This is a genomic window from Kocuria sp. PD6, assembly GCF_031844145.1.
Lineage (GTDB): Bacteria > Actinomycetota > Actinomycetes > Actinomycetales > Micrococcaceae > Kocuria > Kocuria marina.
The window spans coordinates 1-6,320 of the sequence record NZ_JAUZUS010000027.1 but is presented as its reverse complement, the minus strand read 5'-3'; the positions used below and the strand labels follow the sequence as shown (position 1 = coordinate 6,320).

Annotated in this window: 7 protein-coding genes and 1 pseudogene; 4 read left to right on the top strand and 4 right to left on the bottom strand. The window is 64.0% G+C overall.

Annotated features, from left to right (window positions below; all coding sequences use genetic code 11):
- Positions 1-177: 177 nt before the first annotated feature.
- Positions 178-660: pseudogene (locus tag Q9R22_RS13180) on the top strand (type IIL restriction-modification enzyme MmeI); the annotation flags it as partial.
- Positions 661-1,064: 404 nt separating this feature from the next.
- Here Q9R22_RS13180 and Q9R22_RS13175 read toward each other — a convergent pair.
- From Q9R22_RS13175 to Q9R22_RS13160, 4 genes are all read right to left on the bottom strand, one after another.
- Positions 1,065-1,631 carry a recombinase family protein gene (locus Q9R22_RS13175; protein ID WP_131333179.1) on the bottom strand — a complete coding sequence of 189 codons (567 nt, stop codon included), beginning with the start codon at positions 1,629-1,631 and terminating at the stop codon, positions 1,065-1,067.
- A 130-nt stretch (positions 1,632-1,761) separates the two neighbouring features.
- A complete protein-coding gene (locus Q9R22_RS13170) occupies positions 1,762-2,094 on the bottom strand; it encodes a ribbon-helix-helix protein, CopG family (RefSeq protein WP_131333178.1) in 333 nt (110 codons plus the stop codon).
- Positions 2,095-2,098: 4 nt separating this feature from the next.
- The gene (locus tag Q9R22_RS13165) at positions 2,099-2,362 is read right to left on the bottom strand and encodes a hypothetical protein (protein WP_131333177.1); all 264 of its coding nucleotides are present in this window, start codon (positions 2,360-2,362) and stop codon (positions 2,099-2,101) included.
- 82 nt (positions 2,363-2,444) lie between these two features.
- A complete protein-coding gene (locus Q9R22_RS13160; RefSeq protein WP_131333176.1) occupies positions 2,445-3,062 on the bottom strand; it encodes a LysE family translocator in 618 nt (205 codons plus the stop codon).
- A 226-nt stretch (positions 3,063-3,288) separates the two neighbouring features.
- Between Q9R22_RS13160 and Q9R22_RS13155 the strand changes: the two genes are divergently transcribed.
- The 3 genes from Q9R22_RS13155 (at position 3,289) to Q9R22_RS13145 (ending at position 5,931) form a co-directional block, all read left to right on the top strand.
- Positions 3,289-4,305: a hypothetical protein gene (locus tag Q9R22_RS13155; RefSeq protein ID WP_131333175.1), complete on the top strand. Its 1,017-nt coding sequence runs from the start codon at positions 3,289-3,291 to the stop codon at positions 4,303-4,305.
- Between the two features lie 348 nt (positions 4,306-4,653).
- Positions 4,654-5,025 carry a DUF4440 domain-containing protein gene (locus tag Q9R22_RS13150; RefSeq protein ID WP_131333174.1) on the top strand — a complete coding sequence of 124 codons (372 nt, stop codon included), beginning with the start codon at positions 4,654-4,656 and terminating at the stop codon, positions 5,023-5,025.
- A 93-nt stretch (positions 5,026-5,118) separates the two neighbouring features.
- On the top strand, positions 5,119-5,931 hold the full coding sequence (locus Q9R22_RS13145) for an abortive infection family protein (protein WP_131333173.1): 813 nt from the start codon (positions 5,119-5,121) through the stop codon (positions 5,929-5,931).
- The last annotated feature ends 389 nt before the right edge of the window (positions 5,932-6,320 follow it).

Genomic DNA, 6,320 nt, shown 5'->3' with positions numbered 1-6,320 from the left:
CGGTTCCGGCGGCGGAGCTCGCGCAGCTCCGTGGAGTCTTCACGGGCGCGCGCGACACGCACGACGTCGTCACGGAACTCTTGAGGGTAGGCCTTGGGCACGGTGATCATCCTTCCAGGCCGACCCGCGTCGGCCAGCCAGGTTCGGTGTCACCTATCCGTGCAGCAGTCCCGTTCCATGGCTACCGACGATGGCAACTTCGTCATCACCCCGATGGAATATGACGCCGTGATGGCCGACCCCGTGATGGCCCCGTACGTGCGGCCCTACGTCGGGTCCAAAGAGCTGCTGAGCAGCCAAAAACGCTGGTGCCTGTGGCTGCGCGAGATGAACCCCGGTGACCCCGCCCGCTCTCCGGAGCTCAAACGCCGCCTCGAAGCGGATGCGGCTTCACGTCAAGCTTCTAAGGCACCCACCACACAGAACTGGGCTCGGTTCCCGCACCTGTTCCGCCAGCTCGGGTTGGTTTCCGACGTCCCCTTCGTGGGCATCCCCGAGGTCAGCAGCGAGAACCGCCACTACTTGCCCGTGTCCCATTTCGAACCCGAAGTCATCATCTCGAACAAGGTCTACGGGGCCGTGGACCCGCACGGCATCATCTTCGCCGTAGCCTCGTCATCCATGTTCTGGGCCTGGATGAAGATGGTGGGCGGTCGGATGAAGTCTGATCCGTCGTTTTCCAGCACGATCACCTGGAACAACTTCCCCATGCCTGCGCTGACCGACGGACAACGCACGGCGTTGGCCTCCGCTGGGGCCAAGATTCTCGATGCTCGGGCGCAACATCCTGACCGGCCATTGGATGAAACTACGCCGCGCTGGGTATGGCACCGGAGCTGGTGCGCGCCCATGACCAGCTCGACACCATCATGGACAAGATCATCGGCGCGCCCCGCCGATGCCGCACCGCCTGGAACGACAGGAACTGCTCTTCGACTCCTATGTACGCATGACCCGGTAGCACCCGCCCGCGTCCTACACAGGCGGTGCGCTCAACGCACGCCAAATGACGAGCAGTCTGGGGATGTGCCCACGTCAACCAGATCGGGGCCGGGGTGCAGGTGTCATTCCTCCCGGGAAGTTGCATCGCGCAACCGTGTGATGGTCCAGCGGCTCACCCCGTGCAGGGTGGCGATCTCGGCCACGGACAGCCCGCCACGCAGCGCGGCCAGCGCGGCCGCACGCTGGGCGGGGCTCAACTTCGGAGGCCGGCCACCTACCCGGCCTTGTGCCCGGGCGTGCTCCAGTCCCACGCGGGTGCGCTCCTGGATGGTCTCGAGCTCTTGCTGCGCCAGGGCGGAGAGGATGCCGACCATCAGCCGGCCTTCGCTGGTGCTGGTGTCTAGGCCTATGTCCAGCAGCACCAGACGCACACCGTTGTCTGTGAGCTCGGCGGCGGTCGTCACGGTGTCTCGCATGGAGCGGCCCAGCCGGCCCAGGCGGGTGACTACCAGGGCATCCCCGGTACGCAGGTAGCTGCGGGCGGCGTCCAGGCCGGGGCGGGTGGAGCGCGCGCCGCTGATCGTGTCCGCGAAGACTCGCTCGCACCCGGCGGCCGTCAGGGCCTCGCGCTGGGTAGCCAGCGACGCGGCCTGTTCGCGGGTGCTCACGCGGGCATAGCCGATCTTCATAGGGGCTCCGTACTGGCTAGGGTGGGTGGTGCGGTGGCGGGGATCGACGCCACCACCTGGGGCGCTGTGACCCCGGGAGCAAGCCCCGGGCATTTTGCGCGTCCGGGGCTTGCTCATACCCTCCGGCGGGTCAGGCCTCCTGGAGCTGCACGTAGGCGGCCAGGGCCTCGCGCACGATGTCGGATTCCTTGCGGTGCTCGCGCCGGGCGAGAGCATTCACGCGGTCCTTCAGCGCTTGGGGCACGCGTGCACGCACCACGGGCGAGGCACCAGAGGAGGTGCCCACAGCGGGGCGGCCCATCGCCATACGGGTCAGCTCGTCCAGGTCGGTGGTGCCGGTGGTCTCCAGCAGCATCCGGCGGACCTCGGCCGCGGCTGCTTCCCCGTGCAGCTCGGTTCCGGGGATCGGGGTCAGCTCCCCCCGCTCGGCCGCGTCGGCCAGGGCGTCGTAATCGTGGTCCATCTCGCTACTTCCTTTCGTGGAGCAGGTGGCGGTACAGGTCAGTCAAGGGCATCGCGTGGAAGATCACCAGATCACGCGGCGGGCGGATCGCGGCGATGACCTCCACGTAGCGTTCCGTCTGGGCGTGGGGGTGACCGACATAGACCATCGTGGTCGCTCCGGGGTGCCCGGCGATTTCCTGGGTGGCGACCGGGTGGAGGATCACGTACATGGTGTCTTGGCGGGGGATGCCGTGCCGGTCTGCGCTGTCCATGAATTCCATGCCCATGCCTAAAGTGTAGCACACTAAACGGCCACACTAATACCGTGTCGGATGACCATCTTCCGGCGATCCCTCGTGGGTGCAGCGCTTACAGAATCGCTTCCACGACGATGAAACTGGCAAGGAACGCGTAGACCGTGGCAGCGACGTAGTTCAAGATGACACCTGCCCGCCGACTGTTGGTGAAGCGCGCGTGGAAGGCCCCGGCGAGTACGCCGATGGTTCCGTAGAGCATGAGTTCGGTGGTCACGTTAACTGCCCCCAAGAGCGCCATCTGCATCGTGATGTTTGAAGCGTTGCCCGTGAAACGGGGTAGTACGGCGAGGAAGAACAAGATGAGTTTGGGGTTCGTGAGACTGACCAGCAGGCCGCGAAGGTACCAACGACCTGACCTCACGCTGGCTACAGCGGATGTCTCCCGCGCGTGGCGCACCGTCGTGATGGCCAGCCACACGAGGTAGGCCGCACCAAGAAGCCACGATGCGGTCAAGAGGCGGGGGTGGGTGTCGGCGATCTTACCGAGGCCGATGACGACGGCCGCAGCGTAGACGCTCATCCCGGTGGCGATGCCAAGGATGGCTTTCACCGCTGCTCGTCTACCTCCTTGGAGACCGACAGCGAGCATGTATGCCATGTCCGGGCCGGGAGGGATGAGGAACACCAAGATGACTCCGAGGAAGGCAGGGAGGACGGTCCAATCGACCACGGGGGTGCTCCTTGTTCAAGACTTCGTGACTACCGGTGTGCCCCCGACCATAGCCGCCTGGTGTGGCCGCGCTTACAGCTCTCTGGTATGAAGCAGGCAGATGGCAAGTGCATAAACGGTCATTTCTGCGAGAGGGTGAACTCTACGTTTCCCGGCGAAAGAAGATGCGCGCTTAGGACACTTCGAGGGAGCTCAGCTCTCAGGGTGACTGCGAGAGGATAAAGGCATGACCGATACCGCACCGCGAGACGATGCTCGCACCGCGCCAATTGCGACGATCTACCAGAACTCCGATCAGATCGCTGGAGTACTCCAGCAGATCGCGCGTCACCCGCTCTTGACAGAGGAATCGCGCGAGTTCACCTCAGGAGGGGACAACAAGAGCGGGGCGGACGGGGCTGTCTCCGGCAAGGGCACTGGAAAGATTGCGGTGCCGTTCGCTGGGGGTGGCGAGGTCGGATTGGAAGCTCGAGCAAGCCTGTCGTCGAGCTGGACCGAGAGCACCGGAACAGCGTCACGTCAGCAGTTCGTCTACTCCCAGGCGTACAACCTGCACCTCGTGCGGCAGTTCCTCGACCAGGAGAATCTTCTGACGCGCGTGGCATCTGTAAAGCACGCTGAGGCAGTGCGGCCGGGGGCGTTCGTGGAGTACACCACCGCCTTCGACCCGGTCGAGCTCACGCTCGCCCTCGATGTTATCTCGCCAGAACTCGTTGAGGCCGTTACGCGCTTCACTGTGAAGCAGGACTACCTTGAACGCTTCCCCGCGGAGGGAGGGCATGAGGCGCGGGAAGAGCACGCGCAGCGAATGGGCATCGCGGCGGACATGAAAGGTGAGCTTGCCCGAGCGATCGCAAACGCCGTTAAAGCCGACACACGCCAGGAAACCACGCGCGAGTACTACGGACGCGTCACTGCCACCCCGGCGCTGACCCTGATAACCATTTGCGACTTGGCGCACTTCATCGTGGATGATCCCGACCGGCTCCTCGACGGAACCTTCACCGTGCTGGGCAAGGTCATCGCGCCTGTCGAAAAGGATGCGCCGACCTTCTCGCGCAACAAACTCCTTCGCAACCTTGCCCCAGCCGCGCTTGATAGCGGCATCGAAGAGATGCGCAAGCTGATGAGCAATGCCCCGAAAGTTGGTGAGAAGCCGCCTTCGGAGTACATCGACCTCAAGTTGGCCTCCCGCGTGAACGGAGCTTCGATGCGCATCATGCCCCTCGCCATCTACTCCTAACGTTCCCAGGGTTGATCCGAGCGCGCAGCTTCCCGACAACGAAGGGCGCGTCAACAAGCGTTGCGAGGATCGCGCCATTCACGGCTGCAGTTCACGCACCGGCGACTCGTCGACACGGTCCCGGGTGCTGCCGTAAGGGCATCCCGAATACGGGGAACAGAATGTTCCGGTCATGCGACGGGTCAGTGCTGCGCCCCGCCTGGCGCTCGGGCGCCGACACGGTGTTTCGAGATGCAAGTTGTGGAGCGCGTGCAGTTGAGGTGGACCGATAGAAACTTGCCCGATGCCGCGGGGCGCGTGAGCATACTCATCTGCCGATGTGCGCGCGTTGTTGGCTAGCGTAGTGGCATGGACTCGCTGACACTGGATGCCCTCTTGGAACTGGAGCGAGCGGGATGGACCTCCCTCTGCAACCGCACCGGTGGTGCCTTCTATGGCGACCTGATGACCGACCATGGCCTGATGGTCCTGGTCGATGGTTCCGTCATGGACCGAGACGCCGTGATCGCCTCCCTCAATGACGCACCCGGTTGGGACACGTACGAGATCACAGATCCCCGACTTGTCCCGGCTGGAGGTCAAACGGCCGCCCTGATCTACAAGGCCAAGGCTTCTCGCGGCGACGCGGAGCCGTTCGAGGCAGTCATGAACAGCACCTACGCGCTGGTTGACGGGCAGCCCCGCCTCGCGCTGTACCAGCAGACAACAACCACGCACTGAGCACGTCGCCCGTGGGCGATCGCTCATGCCACGTGGGGCGCGAATCTCGAACGTAGTTCCCTGCCCAGGCGAGGAACTCTCTACTGTGTGAGCATGGAGAACCCGATCAACGGAGAAGTGGTTGCAGCTCTGACTGTATTCGTCCGCGGGGGAAGTGGCCCTTCTCACTCCTCGCTCACCTCCGCCTTCCTGGCAGCCGGAATTGTCGGCCTCACTCGTTACAGCTCGGGTTCGCTCGACAGTTTGAACAAGGTCGACCGAATCACCGAGGCTGCCCGCAAGGTCTGGCAACAGCCCACCCGGGGCCGACGTCTGGTCGAGGAAATCTTGAGTATCTATCGAGTGGCAGGCATCTTTGGCGACCCCAACCTCCAGATGGAGGTCGCATCACTCAGAAGCGCCCTGCTGCAACGCGGTTGGGCTCTCGATACCGACGGCCGACTGGACCGGTTGGGCGATATCGATCTCGAGGTTGGGGATCGGCAAGCGCTAAATGATCAGTTGAACCGCTTGCGTCGCAACACCGAAGATGCCGGCCTGCTCCTGGGGACAGCCAAAGAGCTGCTTGAATCCGTCGGAAAGTTTGTACTGGAGGAGAACGGGCGCCTTCCCGGCCGCAGGATCGACATGCCCGAGGTGATGACCGTCAGCATGGAGACCTTAGGCATCATGCCCGTCCAGGTCGACGCCTCCACGGAGGGCGGCAAGCAACTGCGCAAGGTTTATCAGGCGGTCCGCACGGTGGTCGATGCCATCAATGAGCTGCGCAACGACCACGGAACAGGCCACGGTCGAACGCTGCCGAGCGGCGTGTCCGTGGAAGCGGCACGGTTCATGATCAGGCAGGCCACGATGGTCGCCGAGATGATGCTGGCGACTCATGACCGCCAAATGGGGCGTGCTTGACGACGACGGATGAGTCGCACCAGCGACAGGATCGGTCTCGCCACTGACTTACAGGGCGGAGCTGCTCCAGAATTCATAGCGGTGGTCCTCGCACGGCAGCCGCACACACGCACCAATCCGCCGCTCCGCGCGGCGTCGAAGCCGCGCCCCAATGCCGACCAGCGCACGAGTCTCGCCACTTAGTGCTGCGATTTTCGCGCCACTTAGCGCTGCGATCCACAGGGTGGCAGGCTGGAACCGACGGGGTGCGAATACGGTGGGTTGAGCCACCGGCTCGCCTCGGTGGTGCAGAACCCTTCGTTTGAGCTACCCGCCGAGCGTGCTGGCTGGCGGGCGAGCAATCTTGGGTGCGGAAGTTCCAGGGCATCGGGCACTCTGTGAACTATGAG